The following is a 17984-nucleotide window of genomic DNA, read 5'->3' as shown; positions in this document are numbered from 1 at the left end:
CCGGCTCAGGGCTGGGCCGGCGGCTCCAGCCCTTCCCAGCCGCCGCCCAGGGCGGTGACCAGCTGCACGCTGGCGATCAGCCGATTGCCCAGGAGGCTGATGGCGTTGCGCTCGCTGGCCAGCGCCGTGGCTTCGACCACGGCCACGCTCAGGTAATCCACCAGGCCGGCCTCATACTGGTTGCGCGTCAGGCGCAGGGATTCCCGCGCCGATTCCAGCGCCCGCCGCTGCACCTGCTGCTCCTCGGCCATGACGCGCAATTGAACCAGATAGTCCTCCACCTCGCGCAGGGCCGTCAGCACCGACTGGCGGTAAGCCGCCGCCTGCACGTCATAGGCGGCCCGCGCCGAGGCGATCTGCGCCTCGCGCGCGCCGCCGTCGAAAATCGTCATGGCCAGGGCCGGCCCCAGCGACCAGAAGCGCGCCGGCGCGGTCAGCCAATCGGCGAACTGCCCGCTGCGAAAGCCCCCCGCGGCCGACAAGGTCAGGTCCGGAAACCAGGCCGATTGCGCCACGCCAATCTGCGCATTGGCCGCCGCGGCGCGCCGCTCGGCCGCCGCGACGTCGGGACGGCGCTGCAGCAAGGCCGAGGGCAGGCCCACCGGGATCTCCGGCAGCTGCTGCGTGAACGTCACCGGCGGCAGCGAAAACTGCGAAGGCGCCGTGCCCACCAGCACGGCGATGGCGTGCTCGTACTGGCCGCGCTGCCAGTCCAGATCCACCAATTGCGCCCGCGTGCTCTCCAGCTGGGTCTGCGCCACGGCCACATCGGCCTTGCCGGCCACGCCCGCCTCATAGCGATTGCGCGTCAGGGTCAGCGAGCGCTCATAGGCCTGCACGGTCGCCTGCAACAGGCGTTTCTGTTCGTCGAGCACCCGCAGCTGCAGATAGTTCTGCGCCAGCGCCGCCTGGGCCGACAGGCGCGCCGAAGCCAGGTCGGCGGCGCTGGCCGCCTCGCTGGCGCGGCTGGACTCCAGCTCGCGCCGCAGGCGGCCCCAGAGGTCCAGCTCCCAGCTCACATTGCCGGTCAGGGAGTACTGGTTGCCGACGGACGCGCCGCTGGACGACGTCCCGCCTCCGGAGCGGGTCACGCCGGCGCCGGCGCCCACGGCCGGAAAGAAGCCCGCCCGCGCCACGCCCACCAGCGCCTGGGCCTGGCGGTAATTGGCTTCGGCCTGGGCGATGGTCTGGTTGGCCGCGTTCAGCCGGGCCATCAAGCCGTCGAGCAGGGGATCGCCATAAATCGTCCACCACTGGCCGCGCGCCAGGGTATCGGCCGGCTGCGCCGGCCGCCAGCCGGGCACGGTCTGCTGGCCTTCCTTGAAGGCCGCGCCCACGTCGATGTCCGGCCGCTGGTAGTCCGGACCGACGGCACAGCCCGCCAGCAGGGCGGCCAGCACCAAAGGCAATGCGCGGGCGGGAAGGAACTTAGGCATCATGGCGGTTCGGGTTCAGGATGGGCCGTCGGCTGGCCCACAGACGGAAACGGTCGAGATAAAGATAGACCACCGGGGTGGTGTAGAGCGTCAGGATCTGGCTGAGCACCAGGCCGCCGACGATGGTGATGCCCAGCGGCCGGCGCATTTCCACGCCCGCGCCCGTGGCCAGCACCAGCGGCAGGGCGCCGAATATCGCGGCCAGGGTGGTCATCATGATGGGCCGAAAGCGCGTCAGGCAGGCCTGGTAGATGGCCTCGCGCGGCGCCAGCCCCTGCCTGCGCTCGGCGTCCAGCGCGAAGTCCACCATCATGATGGCGTTCTTCTTGACGATGCCGATGAGCAGAAAGACCCCGATCAGGGCAATCAGGGTGAACTCGGTGTTCAGCGCCATCAGAGCGAGCAGCGCGCCGATGCCGGCCGAGGGCAAGGTCGACAGAATGGTCAGCGGATGCACCAGGCTCTCGTACAGGATGCCCAGCACGATATACATGGCGACCAGGGCGGCCAGGATGAGCCAGGGCTGGCGCGCCAGGGTTTTCTGCAATTCGGCCGCCGTCCCCTGGAACCCGGCCTGGATCTGGTCCGAAGGCAGGCCGATGCGCGCCACGGCGGCATCGATGGCCCGCGTGGCCTGGTCCAGCGACACGCCCGGCGCGGTGGCGAAAGAGATGGTGTCGGCCACGAACAGGCCCTGGTGGCTGACGCTCAGCGGCGCATTGCCCACCTCCAGCCGCGCGAAGGCCGCCAGCGGCACCCGGCTGCCATCGGCGGCCACGACATGAAGCTGCTTGAGCGACTCCGCATCCTCGGCGAACTTCTGGTCCACGCCCATGACGACGTGGTACTGGTTCAACGGGCCGTACATGACCGACACTTGCCGCTGACTGTAGGAGTTGTTGAGCACCGCGGCGATGGTGGCCATGTTGATGCCCAGCCGGGTGGCGGTCTCGCGGTCGATGATGAGGTTGATCTGCCGGCCCTTGTCCTCGACATCGGCATCGACGTCGGTCAGCTCGGGCAGCTCCGACATGGCGCGCTGCACCCGCGGCATCCAGGTGCGCAGCAGGGCCAGATCGCCGGCCATCAGGGTGTAGTCGTAGGAGCCCGTGCTCTGGCGGCCGCCGATGCGTATATCCTGCTGCGACACCAGGAAGAGCTGGGCCCCCGGCTCGCGCTGCAGGCGGCCGCGCAGGCGGTTGATCACCTCGTCGGCGCTCACGCCGCGCTCGGCCAGGGGCTTGAGCTGGATCTGCATGAAGCTGGAATTGCTGCCGCCGCGTCCGCCGGCGTAGGCGGTGATGCTCTGCACCGCCGGATCGGCCATGATGATCTTGCGGAAGAACTCCAGCTTGGGCACCGTGGCCTGGAAGGACGTGCCCTGGTCCACGCGGAAGAAACCCAGCAGCTGGCCCGTGTCCTGCTGCGGCAGAAAGCCCTTGGGCACGGCCGTATAGAGGTAGCCGTTGAGCGCGATCGTGCCCAGCAGGATCGCCATCATGAGGCGCCCATGGCGCAGGGCCCAGTGCAGCGAACGGCCATAGCCGTCGCGCATGCCGTCGAAAAACCGCGCGATCCAAGCGCCCCGCCGGCTTCCGGCGTCCGCCTCGGGCTCGGCGCGCAGCAGCCGGGCGCACATCATGGGCGTGAGCGTGAGCGAGACCACCAGCGACACCAGGATGGCCGCCGACAGCGTGACCGCGAATTCGCGGAACAAACGCCCCACCACGCCGCCCATGAGCAGGATGGGAATGAACACCGCCACCAGCGACAGGCTCATGGACAGCACCGTGAAGCCCACCTCGCGCGAGCCGCGCAGCGCCGCCCGCATGGGCGACACGCCGCGCTCGATATGGCGCATGATGTTCTCGAGCACGACGATGGCGTCATCGACCACGAAGCCGGTCGCCACGATCAGCGCCATCAGCGAGATGGTGTTGAGCGTGTAGCCGCACAGATACATGATGCAGAAAGTCCCCACCAGGGACACGGGCACGGCCACCGAGGGGATAAGGGCCGCGCGCCAGCGCCGCAGGAACATCAGCACCACCATCACGACCAGGCCCACGGCGATGACCAGGGTCAGCTCGGCCTCGTGCAGCGAGGCGCGGATGCTGGGCGTGCGGTCCTGCGCCACGGAGAGATCCACGTCGCCGGGCAGGAAGGCGGCCAGCTGCGGCAGCTGGGCGCGCACCGCGTCGACCGTCTCGATGATGTTGGCGTCGGCCTGGCGCCGCAGGATGAGCAGGATGGCCTTGCCGTCGTTGTAGAAACCCGTCTGGAACAGGTCTTCGACCGAATCCTCCACTGTCGCCACATCCGACAGCCGCACCGCCGCGCCGTTGACCCAGGCGACGATGAGCGGCCGGTATTGCTCGGCGCGGCCGAGCTGGTCGCTGGCCAGGATCTGCCAATGGTATTCATCGTTCTCGAGCAAGCCCTTGGGGCGCAGGGCATTGGCGCTGGACAGGGTCTGGCGCACCTGGTCCAGCGACACCCCGCGGTTGGCCAGCGCGCCGGGATTCAGGCTCACCCGCACCGCCGGCAGGGAGCTGCCGCCCACGGTCACTTCGCCCACGCCGTTCACCTGGGCCAGCTTCTGGGCCACGATGGTCGAGGCCAGGTCATAGAGCTGGCCCTGCGTGAGCGTCTTGGACGTCATGGCCAGCGTCATGATGGGCGCGGCCGAGGGATTGGCCTTGTGATAGGTCGGATTGCTGCGCAGGCCGGTAGGCAGCAGCGAGCGCGCGGCATTGATGGCCGCCTGCACATCGCGGGCCGCGCCATCGATATCGCGGCTCAGGTCGAACTGCAAGGTGATGCGGGTGGAGCCCTGCGTGCTGCGCGAGGTCATCTCGGTCACGCCGGCGATGCTGCCCAGCGAGCGCTCCAGCGGGGTCGCCACGCTGGAGGCCATGGTCTCGGGGCTCGCCCCGGGCAGGCTGGCCGTGACGGAAATCGTCGGGATGTCCACCTGGGGCAGCGGCGCGACCGGCAGCAGGCGGAAAGCCAGGGCGCCGGCCAACACCACGGCCAGCGCCAGCAAAGTGGTGGCGACAGGCCGGACGATGAAGGGCGCCGACAGGATCATGGCTCGGTCCGCGCCCGGCCGGCCTCGGCGCGCGGACGGGCCAGACGGTCAAACATCAGGTAGATCACCGGCGTGGTGAACAGCGTCAGCACCTGGCTCACCAGCAGGCCGCCCACCATGACCAGGCCCAGGGGCTGGCGCAGCTCCGCGCCGGTGCCGGTCGAGAGCATGAGCGGCAAGGCGCCGAACAGGGCGGCCAGCGTCGTCATCAGGATGGGCCGAAAGCGCAGCAGCGCCGCCTGGTGGATGGCCTCGCGCGGGGCCATGCCCTGCTTGCGCTCGGCTTCCAGGGCGAAGTCGATCATCATGATGGCGTTTTTCTTGACGATGCCGATCAGCAGGATGATGCCGATGATGCCTATCATGTCCAGGTCGGTGCCCGACAGCAGCAGGGCCAGCAGCGCCCCCACCCCGGCCGAAGGCAGGGTCGAGAGGATGGTGATCGGGTGGATGTAGCTCTCATAGAGCACGCCCAGCACGATATACATGGTCACCACCGCCGCCAGGATCAGCCACAGCGTGCTGGTCAGCGAATTCTGGAAGGCCAGCGCCGCGCCCTGAAAGCGCGTCTCGATGGCCGTGGGCATGCCGATCTCGCGCTCGGCCGCGGTGATCGCATCGACGGCGGCCGACAGCGACGCCCCCGGCGCCAGGTTGAAGGACACCGTCACCATGGGGAATTGGTCCAGCCGGTTGATGGCCAGCACCGTATGCCCTTCCGAGATGCGCGCCACCGACGACAGCGGCACTTGGCCGCCGCCGGCGGTCGGCACATGGATCTGGTCCAGCGCCGAGGCATCGCGGCGGAACTGCGGCAGCACCTCCAGCACCACGCGGTATTGGTTGGACTGCGTGAAGATCGTCGAGATCAGGCGCTGCCCGAAGGCGTCGTACAGCACCTCGTCGATGGTCGAGGCCGTGATGCCCAGCCGCGAGGCCGCGTCGCGGTCGATCTCCACCCAGGTCATCAGGCCCTGGTCCTGCAAGTCGTGCGAGACATCGGCCAGATCGGGCAGGCGGCGCAGGCGCTCCACCAGCTTGGGGGCCCACTCGCTCAACTGCGCCAGGTCCGGGTTGGACAGCGTCATCTGGTATTGCGTGCGCGCCACGCGGTCTTCGATGGTCAGGTCCTGCACGGGCTGCAGATAGAGCGTCACGCCGTTGTTCATGCCGGCCACGGCATCCTGCAGGCGCTGCATGATCGCCTTCTGGCTGGAGCCGCGCTCGCCCTGGGATTTGAGCGCGATCTGCATGCGCCCGGCATTGAGCGTGGCGTTGCTGCCGTCCACGCCGATGAAGGACGACACCGCCTCCACATCCGGGTCCTGGGCGATGCGGTTGGCGATCTCCTGCTGGCGTTGCGACATCGCCGCGAAGGAGATGGTCTGCGGCGCCTGGGTGATGCCCTGGATGAGGCCGGTGTCCTGCTGCGGGAAAAAGCCCTTGGGGATGGCGATGTACAGCAGGACCGTCAAGGCGAAGGTCGCCAGCGCCACCAGCAGCGTCAGCGCCTGGTGCTCCAGCACCACTTTGAGCATGCGGTCGTAGCCGGCGATGACGCGGTCGATGGCCTGGCCGGTCCACTGATGAAAGCGCCCGTGGCGCTGGGCCGACTCGGGCTTGAGCAGGCGGGCGCACATCATGGGGGTGAGCGTGAGCGACACCACCAGCGAAATCAGGATGGACACCGCCAGCGTCACCGCGAACTCGCGGAACAGCCGGCCCACCACCTCCTGCATGAAGAGCAGCGGAATCAGCACGGCGATCAGCGAGAAGGTCAGCGAGATCAGCGTGAAGCCGATCTGCGATGCGCCCTTCAGGGCGGCCTGCATGGGCGATTCGCCGTCCTCGATATGCCGGGCGATGTTCTCGATCATGACGATGGCGTCATCGACCACGAAGCCCGTGGCGATGGTCAGCGCCATGAGGGTTAGGTTGTTGATGCTGAAGCCGGCCAGGTACATGATGCCGAAAGTGCCGATCAGCGACAGCGGCACGACCACGCTCGGGATAAAGGTCGCCGTGGCGCTGCGCAGGAAGACAAAGGTCACCAGCACCACCAGGGCGACGGCCATGAACATCTCATGCTGGACGTCCTTGACCGAATCGCGGATGGTCTGGGTGCGGTCGGAGACCACGTGCAGGTCCAGCGTGGCGGGCAGGGCCGCGCGCAGCTGCGGCAGCATGTCGCGGATGCGGTCGACCACCTCGATGACATTGGCGCCCGGCTGGCGCTGCACATTCAGCAGGATGGCCGGCTTGTCGCCCACCCAGGCGGCCTGGCGCGTGTCCTCGGCGGCTTGCACGGCTCGCGCCACGTCCGACAGGCGCAAGGGCGCGTTGTTCTTGTAGGCGATGATCAGGTCGTTGTAGTCGGTGGGCGACTTGAGCTGGTCATTGGCGTCGATGGTGGTCGAGCGCAAGGGCCCGTCCAGATTGCCCTTGGGCTGGTTGACGTTGGCGCCCACCACGGCCGTGCGCAGGTCGGACAGGCCCAGGCCGGCGGCGGCCAGCGCCTGCGGATTGACCTGCACGCGCACGGCCGGCCGCTGGCCGCCCGCCACGCTGACCAGGCCCACGCCCGGCACCTGCGACAGCTTTTGCGCCATGCGGGTATCGACCAGATCGCGCACCTGCGGCAGGGGCATGGTGGGCGAGGTGATGGCCAGGGTCAGCACCGCCGCGTCGGCGGGGTTGACCTTGTTATAGACCGGCGGCACCGGCAGATCGTTGGGCAGGAGGTTGGAGGCGGCGTTGATGGCCGCCTGCACCTGCTGCTCGGCCACGTCCAGCGACAGGCTGAGGCTGAACTGCAAGGTGATGACCGAGGCGCCGCCCGAACTGGTCGACGACATCTGGTTCAGGCCCGGCATCTGGCCGAACTGGCGCTCCAGCGGCGAGGTCACCAGCGAGGTCATCACATCGGGGCTGGCGCCCGGATACAGCGTCACGACCTGGATGGTCGGATAATCGACCTCGGGCAGCGCCGACACCGGCAGCAGCCGATAAGCGATCAGGCCGGCGATCAGGATGGCCACCATGGACAGCGTGGTGGCCACCGGCCGGAGGATGAAGAGGCGTGACGGGCTCACGGCCGCTTACCTGGCGGCATGCCGGCGGCCGCCGGACGCGGCCGCGGGCTGGACGGCCGGCGCGGCTGGCGCGCCTGGCGCCGTCACCTGGACCTTGGAGCCGGCGCGCAGGCGGTCGGTGCCTTCGGTGACGACGCGGTCGCCCGGCGCCAGGCCCTCGTTGACCGCCACCCAGCCGGCATTGACCGCGCCCAGCTTCAGCGGCTTGACCGCCACGGTGTCGTCGGCCTGGACCTGGAACACGAAGGCGCCCACCGATCCCTGCTGCACGGCGGCCGTCGGGATGGCGGTCACGCCGCCGCGGGTCTCGACCAGCAGATGCACGTTGACGAACTGATTCGGAAACAGGCGCTGGTCGGCGTTATCGAAACGCGCCTTGAGCTTGACCGTGCCCGTGGACACATCGATCTGGTTGTCGATGGTCTCCAGCACCCCCGAGGCAATGCGCTGCGTATCGGCGCGGTCATAGGCCTCGACCGTCAGCGTCTTGCCGGCGCGGACCTGCTCCAGCACCTGCTGCAGCTGCGTCTCCGGCAGCGTGAACATCACCGAGATGGGCTGGGTCTGGGTGATGACGACCAGGCCGTTGGCATCGCTGCTGGACACCAGGTTGCCCTGGTCCACCTGGCGCAGGCCCAGCCTGCCGCTGATGGGCGCGGTGATGCGCGCATAGGTGAGGTTCAGTTTGGCGCTGTCGACGGCGGCCTGGTCGCTCTTGACCGAGCCCTCGTACTGGCGCACCAGCGCCGCCTGGGTATCGAGCTGCTGCCGGGCGATGGAATCCTGCTTGAACAGCGTCTGGTAGCGCTGCAGGTCGCGCCGGGCATTCTCCAGCTGGGCCAGGTTCTGCTGCTGCTGGCCCTGGGCCTGGGCCAGGGCCACCTCGAAGGGGCGCGGATCGACCTGGGCCAGCAGATCGCCGGCCTTGACCATCTGGCCTTCGGTGAAAGCGACCCGCACCAGCTCGCCGCTGACCTGGGGCCGCACCGTGACCGTGTTGTAGGCGGTGACCGTCCCCAGGGCGCGCAGCACGATCTCGATATCCTGGGCGCGCGCCTCGGCCACCTTGACAGGTATGGCCATGTTCATCAGCGCCGCCGGCCCGCCCGGCCCGCCGCGCCCCAGGCGGCCGCCCGGCTTGCCCGGCTTGAGCACGACCCAGGCCACCGCGGCCAGAACGACGACGACAAGCGCGATGCCGATCCAACGGCGGCGGCGCGAGGCGGTGGGGGAGGATGCTTGCATAGGACGGGCCCAGGATGCGAGAGATAAAGAAGGGACGGGAGCGGCTATTCTCCCTCAGACCCGCGCCTAACGTCAGGGTTCTGACGCCTCTCTGAAATCCCGCGCAACATCTTCCCCCGGGGAGAAATAATACGTCCCCGTTATATGGCGGCAGAAGACGAAATCGGCCCGGCGCTCAGGAAGCGCACAAAGACATCTTGAAGCCGATGTCCCGCCCCACTTGCTGGGGCTTGAGATCGCCATCCTGGGTGGAAAAACGTATCCAGACCATGTATTTGTTGGCGCTGATTTCCGGAAAGCAGCCCGTCTCGGGATCCACCCAGACGCGCAACAGCTGGAAGGTCTTGCCGCCCAGCATCTGCTGGTAGGCGCCCTGCTCGGCCAAGGCGTCATTGCGCCGGCCGGCCTCGCGCAGCAGGCGCAAGGCCAGGCTCAGGCCTTCTTGCAGCGGCTGGAAGGGCTGCATCCAGTTTTGCAGGTCCGCCACGCGCACGGCCTCGGGCTTGTTCTGCCAGGCATAGTAGGAAGGCATGTCGACCTGGGTGGCGCCGCCCGGCACGGCCAGCCGGCCGCGCAGGCTGCCCAGCCATTCGTTTTCGCGCAGGCCCTGCCCGGTCTTGCCGACCACCGACAGGGCGGCGAACACCCGCTCAAGCTCGCCCAGCATGGCGTCCAGGGCGTCGGGATCGACGCTGGGATGGTCGCGCAGACCGTTCAAGGTCATGCGCTGGCGCTCCAGGTCCTGCAGCACCGCCCCCTTCATGTCCGTGCGTTCGCAGGCGTCCAGGATGTCGAACAGCGAAGTGACGGCGACCTGGTGCTGGCGGGCATCGCCCTCGCGCGCGAAAAAGGCCAGGCGGTCGAAGAGATACTCCAGCCGCAGATAGGCCCGGATGCGTTCATTGAAGGGGTATTCGTACAGAATCACGCTGGCTACAGGCCCGTCTTGTATCGGCCGCGAGGCCGAGGTTGGTCAAGGATTGCCGGCCGCGGGATTTCCGGGCCGGTCCTGCGCATACGCCAATGCAAGATAGCGTTCGTGCAGACTTCTTGTCCGCGCAAGCAAGGCCTCTGGCGTGGTGGCGCCGTCGTTGACGATGACATCATCGGCGGCCTCCAGCCGGGTTGTTCGCGCGGCCTGTGCCGCCATGATACGCCGGATGTCGGACTCCGTCAGCCCGCTGCGGGCCTGGACCCGGGCGATCTGGGTCTCGGGATCGCAATCGACCACGCATATGCGGTCGACTTGCTGGCGCCAGCGTCCCGACTCCACCAGCAGCGGCACGACGAAAACCACATAGCTGCCCTGGGCGCGATCGGCCGCGGCGCGCGTCTGCCGGCCGATCAGCGGATGCAGGATGGCCTCCAGCCGCGCCCGCGCCTCGGGCTCGCGAAACACCAGGGCGCGCATCCAATCGCGGTCCATGGCGCCATCGGCGCGCGCGGCCGGCGCGCCAAAGGCCTCGATGATGGCGGGCATGGCCAGCCCGCCCGGCTGCGTGAGGGCGTGGGCGATGGCGTCCGTGTCGATGACGCAGGCCCCCCATTGCCCCAGCATATCGGCCACGCGGGTCTTGCCCGAGCCTATGCCGCCGGTCAAACCAATCTTCAGCATCTCTTTTCCGTTCAGAACAGACCACCCCAATTCGGCGGCCACAGCAGCGCCGCCACGCCGGCCATCGCGAGAAAAGGCGCGAACGGCCGCGGCCGGTCCGGCCCGCCGCGCAGCCGCGCCGCCAGCCCCGCCACCACGCCGGCCAACGCGGCCAGCAGCAAGAGCGGCGCCAGCACGCCCACGCCCAGCCAGGCGCCCAGCGCGGCGGTCAGCTTGAAGTCGCCATAGCCCATGCCTTCCAGCCCGGTGCAGCGCTTGAAGCCATGATAGAAGACCCAGAGCACACCATAACCGAACACCGCCCCCAGCACCGCTTGCGGCAAAGGCGTCAAAGCCCCGTCCAGGTTCACCAGCAGGCCGGCCCACAGAAAGGGCAAGGTGAGGATGTCGGGCAGGATGCAACTGCGGCGATCCACCCAGGCCATCAGCACCAGCGCCAGGCAATAGACCATCGCGCACACCGCCAGCCAGCTGGCGCCGAAACGCCAGACGCAGGCCATGAACAGCGCCGCCAGCAGCAGCTCAGGCCAGGGCGCGCGCCAGGCCGGGCCGCGGCGCCCCGCGCCGCCGCGCGAGGCAAGATACCAGCCTATCCATGGCCAGGCGCGCTGGCGCGCCTGCGGCGGCAAGGCGGCGCGCGCCGGCCGGCCGCGCCATGCGCGCCGCAGATGGGCGGGCAGATAGTGGCTGAGCACCGTCACCCAGCCGCCCAGCGCCAGCCCCGCTAGCGCAGCCAAAAGGTAGACCACGGAGAGAGACATGCGCGCTGCCTTGTGAAACGAGCCGTTGAAGGGAGACGCTTGCACTGTCGCAGTGTATCGGACGGAACAACGTTGGAGACGCCGTTTATGGGCACAAAGCGTTGTCAAAGCCACTCGCCGCCGGGCGCCGACGTATCGAATCACTGCAATCGTGCGTAAAATCAGGACAGACCAACAAATTCCGGACACGCTGCCATGGCCGCCCTCACATTCGCTCCCCGAATCCGCCCTCTCCCCCTGGCCGGTGCCCTGTTGGCCGCGGCACTCATGGCAGGCTGCGCGCAGCAGCGCAGCGATGGCTATTACAACCCGCCGGCCGAGAGCACGGTCACCGATGCGCAGTCCCAGGCCCAGGGCGCGGGCTACCGCAGCGTGGTGCATGCGCCCTCGCAGCTGCAGATCGAACTCAAGCCGCGCCAGCCCGGCCGCCAGCAGAATGTGCAGCAGGCCACGGCCAGCAACGAAGAAGGCGTGGCGGCCCCGGACAACGACAGCAACAGCGGCGCCGGCGAGGCCCCCGCCCCCGCGGCCTCGACGGCGGCGCGCGCGCTGGTGCCCCAGGCCCAGACCTACCAGGGCACCCTGCCCTGCCTGAACGCCGAACTGAACTGCGAAGCGCAGCGCGTGACGCTCACTCTGGCGCCCACCGGCCAGTGGCGCGCCCGCATCGCCTATCTCGAGGGCCATCCCAACGCCGGCAAACCCCTGTTCGAGCAAGGCTGCTGGGATGCGCTGCAAGAACGCCCGCCGCGCGTGCTGCTGATGGACCGCGGCGGCAACGTGCGGGCGGATTTCTCGGTGCCGGTGAACAACACCCTGCGCGTGCGCTCGGTCAACGGCAAGACGCCCAATCTCAACTACACCCTGACCCGCCAGCCGGATCTCGACCCGGTGTCCGAACTGGACAAGCAGCCGGCGCCGCGCTGCGGGCAATAAGCCCCCCGCCCAGGCAGGCCGGCGCCGGCTCGGCCAGCGCCGGCCGGTACGGGCATAGCCGGCAGACCAGCTCCAGCGCATTGCGCACCCCGAGCTTGCGGAAAATCCGCGCCCGGTGCGCTTCCACGGTGCGCATGGAGATGCCCAGTTCGATCGCAATGACTTTGTTGGCCCGGCCGCGCGCCAGATAGGCCAGGACTTGGCGCTCACGCGGCGTAAGCGCGGAACCCAAAGAAACATCAGCGCACATGAAAACCGCCTGCAATCCTGTGTTGCAGCGCAGTCTGTCATCCGGGATGCGCCCCGGCCATCTGATTCTTCCGAGGCCGGAGCGGTTTTGCGACAGTCTCTAGATTTCGAGGTTGTCGATCAGCCGGGTCGCGCCCAGCTTGGCCGCGGCCAGCACCACCAGGGGCTCGCGGGCCTCGAAATCGGCCGGCGTGGGCGCCTTGAGGTCGCGCTGCCGGCGCAGCGACACGTAATCGACTTTCCAGCCATGGCCGGACAGCCCGGCCGAGGCTTCCTGCTCCAGCGCGGCGACATCGCGCGCGCCGTCCAGCACGCGCTGGCGCAGCGCGCCCAGCGCGGCATAGAGGCGCGGCGCCTCGGTGCGCTCTTCGGCCGACAGATAGCGGTTGCGCGAAGACAGCGCCAGGCCGTCGGAGGAGCGCACGGTTTCATGCGCCAGGATCTCCACCGGCAGCTGGAACTGGCGGCACATGGCGCGCACGATCATCAGCTGCTGATAATCCTTTTTGCCGAATACGGCTACGCGCGGCTGCACGCAGGACAGCAGCTTGAGCACGACCGTGCACACGCCCTGGAAGAAACCCGGGCGGAACTCGCCCTCCAGGATGTCGCCCAGGTCATCGGGCGGCTGCACGCGGTAGTTCTGCGGCTCCGGGTACATCTCGCGCTCGTCCGGCGCGAACACCATATAGACGTCGCGCTCGCGCTCCATCTTCTCGACATCGGCCTGCAGGGTGCGCGGGTAGCGGTCGAAGTCCTCGCTGGGGCCGAACTGCAGGCGATTGACGAAGATGCTGGTGACGACCGGATCGCCATGCTGGCGCGCCAGTTTCATGAGCGCCAGGTGGCCTTCATGGAGATTGCCCATGGTGGGCACGAAGGCGATGCGGTTCTGCCCGCGCAAATGGTCGCGCAGGTCCTGGATGGTGTGGACGACTTTCAAGAAACTCTCCGGAGTCTAGGCCGCGGCCGTCACGCTGGTGTAAGCCAGGCGCACGTAGATCGGCGCATAGGGCTCGGCCTGGGTGATATCCAGCAAGGACTCGCGCGCGAGCTCCAGCATGGCAATGAAATGCACCACCACCACCGCCACGGGCGCGCCTTCGGTGATGCGCTCCAGGAAGAGATCGGTGAACTCCATGAAGCGCACATCGTTCAGGCGCCGCAGGATGTGGGTCATGTGGTCGCGCACGGACAGCTGTTCGCGGGTGATGTGATGGTGCTGGTTCAGGCGCGCGCGCTTGATGATGTCGGCCCAGGCGCTGCGCAGGTCCTCGAGGCTGACCTCGGGCATCATGCGCTCGACGCTGATCTCGGCCACGCCCTGGGCGCGCTGGAAATCGCGGCCCAGCTGGGGCAGGGCATCCAGGCGCTGCGCGGCCAGCTTCATCTGTTCGTACTCGAGCAGGCGGCGCACCAGCTCGGCGCGCGGATCCTCGGGCTCTTCGCCGGTGTCGCTCTTCTTGACGGGCAAGAGCATGCGCGACTTGATCTCGATCAGCATGGCCGCCATGAGCAGATACTCGGCGGCCAGCTCCAGGTTGTGCGTGCGGATCTGCTCCACATAGGAGAGATACTGGCGCGTGACATCCGCCATGGGGATGTCCAGCACATTGAAGTTCTGCTTGCGGATCAGGTAGAGCAGGAGGTCCAGCGGGCCCTCGAAGGCCTCCAGAAAGACCTCCAGCGCGTCGGGCGGGATATAGAGGTCCGTGGGCAGCTGGAACAGCGGCTCGCCGTAGAGACGGGCGAAAGCCACGCTGTCGACGGTGTCGGGCGTGCTGTCGACCGGCGGCTGCACCAGCGCCTGGATGTCGTCGCCCGGGATCATCGTGTTCTGTGACATTCGCGCCCGCCGCGATCCAGGCTCAGTCGGCCTGGTAGACGTAGGGCTTCTGGGGCACGCGGGCCGAGCGGAATCCTTCCAGCAGTTCGGTGTCCTGCGGCTTGTCCCAAAGACGGGCGCGGCCTTCGCGCTGGCGCTCTTCGGTGCCGGGGTGCTTGGCCTTGTAGTCCTTCAGGAACAGGGTGATCTCGGATTCGTAATTCTTGGCCATGGCGAAGCTAGCAAAAAGGTTTACGGGATGGCACATAGTGTACTGTAGCCCGGCCGGGGCGCCGCCTCCGGCGGCGTTACAATCGATCGGCACACCCGCCCCCGCCCCCGCCGCCCATGTCCGCCGAACCCGCCTCAGCCGCCGCCTCGTCTTCCCTGACCGATCCCAAGGCCGCGCGAGCGGCGCGCATGATCCCCTTCATTGTCGGCTGCGCCCTGTTCATGCAGATGCTGGACTCGACCGTCGTGGCCACGGCCCTGCCGGCCATGGCGGCCGCGCTGGGCTCCACGCCGGTGCGGCTCAATGTCGCCATCACCTCGTATCTGCTGGCGGTCGCCGTCTTCGTGCCCATCAGCGGCTGGGCCGCCGACCGCTTCGGCGCGCGCCGCGTCTTCGTCGGCGCCATCGCCCTGTTCGCCCTGAGCTCGGTGGCCTGCGCCCTGTCCCAGGACCTGGCGCAGCTGGTGATCGCCCGGGTGGTGCAGGGCATCGCCGGCGCCATGATGGTGCCGGTGGGCCGGGTGATCCTGCTGCGGACCGTGCCCAAGCAGGACCTGCTCAAGGCCATGTCCTTCCTGTCCATCCCGGCCTTGCTGGGCCCGGTCATCGGGCCGCCGCTGGGCGGCTTCATGGTCACTTATATGTCCTGGCACTGGATCTTCCTGATCAACGTGCCCATCGGCATCATCGGCATCTACCTGGTGCTGCACTTCGTCGAGGAAATCCGCATCGAGAACGCGCCGCGCCTGGACGCCGTCGGCTTCATCCTGAGCGCGGTCTGCCTGGCTGGCCTGGTCAGCGGCTTCGAGGCCCTGGGCCACGGCCTGCTCAGCCCCGCCCTGCTGGCCCTGCTGCTGGCGGGCGGCCTGGCCTGCGGCCTGCTCTATGTCTGGCACGCCAAGCGCATCGAGCACCCCATCCTGGACCTGTCGCTGCTGCGCATCCCGACCTTCGCCATTTCCACCCTGGGCGGCAATCTCTGCCGCTTCGCCGTGGGCGCCGTGCCCTTCCTGCTGGCCATGATGCTGCAGGTCGGCTTCGGCCTGTCGCCCTTCTCGGCCGGCATGATCACCTTCGCCAGCGCCGCCGGCGCCCTGCTGATGAAATTCGTCGCCACCCCCATCGTGCAGCACTTCGGTTTCCGCCGCGTGCTCACGGTCAATGCGGTGCTGACCGGCCTGTTCATCATGTGCTGCGCCTTCTTCACGCCGGACACCCCGGTCTGGCTGATGATCCTGATCCTGCTGATCGGCGGCTTTTTCCGCTCGCTGCAGTTCACGGGGGTCAACACCCTGTCATACGCCGACATCCCGCCCGAGAAGATGAGCCGGGCCAGCAGCTTCGCCGCCATGGCCCAGCAGCTGGGCATCAGCCTGGGCGTGGGCGTGGCGGCCATCACCCTGAACCTGAGCATGATGGCGCGCGGCGCCGACCGCCTGGCCGTGTCCGATGTCGTCGTCGCCTTCATCACCATCGGCGTGCTGTGCGCGCTATCGACGCTGTCTTTCCGCCGCCTGGCGCCCGACGCCGGGGCCCAACTCAACCGGAACAAGGTGCAACGTGACGACGAGTGATTATGTGCTCGCCCTCGACCAGGGCACGACCAGTTCCCGCGCCATCGTGTTCGACCGCAAGGGCGGGCTGCGCGGCGTGGGCCAGCGCGAGTTCCGCCAATACTATCCGCGGCCGGGCTGGGTCGAGCACGACGCCGGCGAAATCTGGACCAGCCAGCTCGAAGTCGCGCGCGAGGCCTTGCGCAACGCGGGCGTGAGCGCGGCCGACCTGGCCGCCATCGGCATCACCAACCAGCGCGAAACCACCCTGCTCTGGGAGCGCGCCACCGGCCGCCCCCTGGCGCGCGCCATCGTGTGGCAGGACCGCCGCACCGCGCCGCTGTGCGAACAGTTGCGCCGCGACGGCCATGCCGACTGGCTCCAGGCGCGCACCGGGCTGGTCGTGGACGCCTATTTTTCGGGCACCAAGCTGGCCTGGCTGCTGGAGCATGTCCCGGGCGCGCGCCAGGCCGCCGAGCGCGGCGAACTGGCCTTCGGCACGGTCGACACCTGGCTGGTCTGGCAACTGACCGGCGGCGCGGTGCACAGCACCGACCCCAGCAATGCCTCGCGCACCCTGCTGTTCGACCTGCACACCCAGGACTGGAACGACGACATCCTGGCGCTGTTGAACATCCCGCGCTCGGTGCTGCCCCGGATCGCGCCCAGCAGCGCCGTCATCGGCCATGCGCAGCCCGAATGGCTGGGCGGCCCGGTTCCCATTGCCGGGGTGGCGGGCGACCAGCAGGCGGCCACCTTCGGCCAGGCCTGCTTCACGCCCGGCATGGCCAAGAACACCTATGGCACGGGCTGCTTCATGCTCATGAATGTGGGCGAGTCGCCGGTCGCCTCGCGCAACCACCTGCTGTCCACCGTGGGCTGGGGCCTGCCCGCCCCGCAAGGCTGGCGCGCCACCTATATGCTGGAAGGCGGCGTCTTCGTGGCCGGCGCGGCCGTGCAATGGCTGCGCGACGGCCTGGGCATCATCCAGCATGCCGAGGACATCGAACCGCTGGCCGCCAGCGTGGCCGACACCGACGACGTCTTCATGGTGCCGGCCTTCGCCGGCCTGGGCGCGCCGCACTGGGACCCCTATGCGCGGGGCACGCTGGTGGGCCTGACCCGCGGCACCACCCGCGCCCACATCGCCCGCGCCACGCTGGAATCCATCGCCCTGCAAAGCGCCGAATTGCTGGCCTGCATGAATGCCGACAGCGGCATCCCGCTCTCCGAGCTGCGCGTCGACGGCGGCGCCGCCCGCAATGACCTCTTGATGCAGATGCAAGCCGACCTGCTGGGCGTGCCGGTCGTGCGCCCCCGGGTGGCCGAATCCACCGCGCTCGGCGCGGCCGGCCTGGCCGGCCTGGCGGTCGGCATCTGGAGCAACCAGGAAGAATTCGCCGGCCAATGGCAGGCCGAACGCCGCTTCGAGCCGCGCTGGCCGGACGATGTGCGGCAGGCGCGCATGCAGCGCTGGCGCCAGGCCGTCGAGCTGGCCAAGCACTGGACTCAGCCCGCGGCCTGAACCTCAGAAAAAGGGCTTGGCCACGGCCAGGGTGACGGCCAGCGCCGTCAGCAGGAAAACCGCGGCGCCGGACAAACCCATCCAGCCCGGCGCGCGGTAGTCCGCATCGGCGATCAGGCGCGACAAGACGCGGGTCTGCCACAGCTGCAGCAGGGTCAACAGCGCCACCAGGCCCATCTTGACGTCCAGCCACAGCTGGCCAAACCATCCCACCATTCCCCCCATGGCCAGGCCGAAGCACCAGGTCAGCGCCATGGCCGGCAGCACCAGCCTGTGGTTCCAGCGCGCCAGCCGGCGCAAGCCGGCCGGCGCGGCGGCCGAGAACCCGGTGCTGGAGGACAGCCAGAGCAGCCCCAGGATCCAGACCGTGATCGCCAGCACGTGCAGCAGCTTGAGGACGGTATACAGCATGGTCCGGCAGGGG

Annotated in this window: 15 protein-coding genes; 3 read left to right on the top strand and 12 right to left on the bottom strand. The window is 68.6% G+C overall.

The genetic code is table 11. The features are described from left to right. Nucleotides 1–5: 5 nt before the first annotated feature. From L540_RS09510 to L540_RS09480, 7 genes are all read right to left on the bottom strand, one after another. Nucleotides 6–1436: an efflux transporter outer membrane subunit gene (locus L540_RS09510; protein WP_043211014.1), complete on the bottom strand. Its 1431-nt coding sequence runs from the start codon at nt 1434–1436 to the stop codon at nt 6–8. Next, entirely contained in the window at nt 1429–4527 is a 3099-nt protein-coding gene (locus tag L540_RS09505) for a multidrug efflux RND transporter permease subunit (protein ID WP_043209977.1), read from the bottom strand. Before L540_RS09505 ends, L540_RS09510 begins: the two co-directional genes overlap by 8 nt. After that, nucleotides 4524–7619 carry an MdtB/MuxB family multidrug efflux RND transporter permease subunit gene (locus L540_RS09500; RefSeq protein ID WP_043209979.1) on the bottom strand — a complete coding sequence of 1032 codons (3096 nt, stop codon included), beginning with the start codon at nt 7617–7619 and terminating at the stop codon, nt 4524–4526. Before L540_RS09500 ends, L540_RS09505 begins: the two co-directional genes overlap by 4 nt. Nucleotides 7620–7625: 6 nt before the next feature. After that, nucleotides 7626–8864 carry an MdtA/MuxA family multidrug efflux RND transporter periplasmic adaptor subunit gene (locus L540_RS09495; RefSeq protein WP_043209980.1) on the bottom strand — a complete coding sequence of 413 codons (1239 nt, stop codon included), beginning with the start codon at nt 8862–8864 and terminating at the stop codon, nt 7626–7628. Between the two features lie 175 nt (nt 8865–9039). After that, nucleotides 9040–9792 carry a cell division protein ZapD gene (gene zapD / locus L540_RS09490; RefSeq protein ID WP_043209982.1) on the bottom strand — a complete coding sequence of 251 codons (753 nt, stop codon included), beginning with the start codon at nt 9790–9792 and terminating at the stop codon, nt 9040–9042. A 45-nt stretch (nt 9793–9837) separates the two neighbouring features. Then, nucleotides 9838–10479: a dephospho-CoA kinase gene (gene coaE / locus L540_RS09485; protein WP_043209984.1), complete on the bottom strand. Its 642-nt coding sequence runs from the start codon at nt 10477–10479 to the stop codon at nt 9838–9840. An 11-nt stretch (nt 10480–10490) separates the two neighbouring features. Continuing rightward, complete coding sequence (locus tag L540_RS09480; RefSeq protein WP_043209986.1) at nt 10491–11240, bottom strand: prepilin peptidase; 750 nt, start codon at nt 11238–11240, stop codon at nt 10491–10493. A 195-nt stretch (nt 11241–11435) separates the two neighbouring features. Between L540_RS09480 and L540_RS09475 the strand changes: the two genes are divergently transcribed. Further along, nucleotides 11436–12176 (top strand): copper resistance protein NlpE N-terminal domain-containing protein, encoded by a 741-nt coding sequence (locus tag L540_RS09475; RefSeq protein ID WP_043209988.1) that lies wholly within the window; start codon nt 11436–11438, stop codon nt 12174–12176. Here the strand turns inward: L540_RS09475 and L540_RS21525 are convergent. The 4 genes from L540_RS21525 to L540_RS09460 all read right to left on the bottom strand — a co-directional run bounded on the left by L540_RS21525 (nt 12094) and on the right by L540_RS09460 (nt 14482). Continuing rightward, the gene (locus L540_RS21525; RefSeq protein ID WP_082149601.1) at nt 12094–12426 is read right to left on the bottom strand and encodes a response regulator transcription factor; all 333 of its coding nucleotides are present in this window, start codon (nt 12424–12426) and stop codon (nt 12094–12096) included. The two genes, L540_RS09475 and L540_RS21525, sit on opposite strands and share 83 nt — an antisense overlap. Nucleotides 12427–12525: 99 nt before the next feature. Then, entirely contained in the window at nt 12526–13368 is an 843-nt protein-coding gene (panC, locus tag L540_RS09470) for a pantoate--beta-alanine ligase (protein ID WP_043209990.1), read from the bottom strand. Between the two features lie 15 nt (nt 13369–13383). Next, nucleotides 13384–14271 (bottom strand): segregation and condensation protein A, encoded by an 888-nt coding sequence (locus L540_RS09465; RefSeq protein WP_043209991.1) that lies wholly within the window; start codon nt 14269–14271, stop codon nt 13384–13386. A 22-nt stretch (nt 14272–14293) separates the two neighbouring features. Further along, nucleotides 14294–14482, bottom strand: a complete 189-nt coding sequence (locus tag L540_RS09460) for a DUF3460 family protein (RefSeq protein WP_043209993.1) — start codon at nt 14480–14482, stop codon at nt 14294–14296. A 116-nt stretch (nt 14483–14598) separates the two neighbouring features. Between L540_RS09460 and L540_RS09455 the strand changes: the two genes are divergently transcribed. Further along, nucleotides 14599–16056 (top strand): DHA2 family efflux MFS transporter permease subunit, encoded by a 1458-nt coding sequence (locus L540_RS09455; RefSeq protein WP_043209995.1) that lies wholly within the window; start codon nt 14599–14601, stop codon nt 16054–16056. Further along, entirely contained in the window at nt 16043–17560 is a 1518-nt protein-coding gene (gene glpK, locus L540_RS09450; protein WP_043209998.1) for a glycerol kinase GlpK, read from the top strand. The genes L540_RS09455 and glpK overlap by 14 nt, the downstream gene beginning before the upstream one ends. Before the next feature lie 3 nt (nt 17561–17563). Here the strand turns inward: glpK and L540_RS09445 are convergent, their stop codons facing one another. Next, the gene (locus L540_RS09445; RefSeq protein WP_043210000.1) at nt 17564–17971 is read right to left on the bottom strand and encodes a CopD family protein; all 408 of its coding nucleotides are present in this window, start codon (nt 17969–17971) and stop codon (nt 17564–17566) included. Nucleotides 17972–17984: the final 13 nt, after the last annotated feature.

Source organism: Bordetella pseudohinzii, from assembly GCF_000657795.2.
Taxonomy (GTDB): Bacteria; Pseudomonadota; Gammaproteobacteria; order Burkholderiales; family Burkholderiaceae_B; genus Bordetella; species Bordetella pseudohinzii.
Note: the sequence above shows the minus strand (reverse complement) of the source record. Positions and strands in the feature narration are given on the sequence as shown.

Bases quoted from the DNA above. Each gene is read 5' to 3' on its own strand.
- L540_RS09505 (WP_043209977.1), bottom strand. From the start codon at position 4,527: ATGATCCTGTCGGCGCCCTTCATCGTCCGGCCTGTCGCCACCACTTTG.
- L540_RS09465 (WP_043209991.1), bottom strand. From the start codon at position 14,271: ATGTCACAGAACACGATGATCCCGGGCGACGACATCCAGGCGCTGGTG.
- L540_RS21525 (WP_082149601.1), bottom strand. From the start codon at position 12,426: ATGTGCGCTGATGTTTCTTTGGGTTCCGCGCTTACGCCGCGTGAGCGC.
- coaE (WP_043209984.1), bottom strand. From the start codon at position 10,479: ATGCTGAAGATTGGTTTGACCGGCGGCATAGGCTCGGGCAAGACCCGC.
- L540_RS09480 (WP_043209986.1), bottom strand. From the start codon at position 11,240: ATGTCTCTCTCCGTGGTCTACCTTTTGGCTGCGCTAGCGGGGCTGGCG.
- L540_RS09510 (WP_043211014.1), bottom strand. From the start codon at position 1,436: ATGCCTAAGTTCCTTCCCGCCCGCGCATTGCCTTTGGTGCTGGCCGCC.
- L540_RS09445 (WP_043210000.1), bottom strand. From the start codon at position 17,971: ATGCTGTATACCGTCCTCAAGCTGCTGCACGTGCTGGCGATCACGGTC.
- L540_RS09455 (WP_043209995.1), top strand. From the start codon at position 14,599: ATGTCCGCCGAACCCGCCTCAGCCGCCGCCTCGTCTTCCCTGACCGAT.
- L540_RS09495 (WP_043209980.1), bottom strand. From the start codon at position 8,864: ATGCAAGCATCCTCCCCCACCGCCTCGCGCCGCCGCCGTTGGATCGGC.
- L540_RS09460 (WP_043209993.1), bottom strand. From the start codon at position 14,482: ATGGCCAAGAATTACGAATCCGAGATCACCCTGTTCCTGAAGGACTAC.
- L540_RS09475 (WP_043209988.1), top strand. From the start codon at position 11,436: ATGGCCGCCCTCACATTCGCTCCCCGAATCCGCCCTCTCCCCCTGGCC.